At 30.0% G+C, this 313-nt stretch carries 1 pseudogene; it reads right to left on the reverse strand.

The features are described 5' to 3' along the window. Positions 1-137: 137 nt before the first annotated feature. Positions 138-313 (reverse strand): annotated as a pseudogene (locus HMPREF2576_RS05700) (replication protein); the annotation flags it as partial.

Below are 313 nucleotides of genomic sequence, written 5' to 3' on the forward strand. Positions count from 1 at the left end.
AATTGTGACATTGTATTGATGTTATTTTGTTATCTCCTCCTTTACCTTTCGTTTGGTCTAGGTGGTTGCTTTAGCAACCACTTGATTAATAAAAAAAGAGAACATCTATTTAAAGATGCTCTCTAAATAAATCATTATTAATTAAATAAAGAAGTGATGGGTAAATGATCACGTCGTTTATTAAGCGTATGCATTTCAGCGAATTCAGACTTAAGAGATTTCATTAAGTATCCTTGCATTGATACAACGGTTTCATTTTTTTGAATAAGCATAGCTTTGAAACGTTTAAGAACATGAAGTATTTCTATTTCCA

This window comes from Staphylococcus sp. HMSC063F05 (assembly GCF_001837075.1).
GTDB classification, from domain to species: domain Bacteria; phylum Bacillota; class Bacilli; order Staphylococcales; family Staphylococcaceae; genus Staphylococcus; species Staphylococcus epidermidis.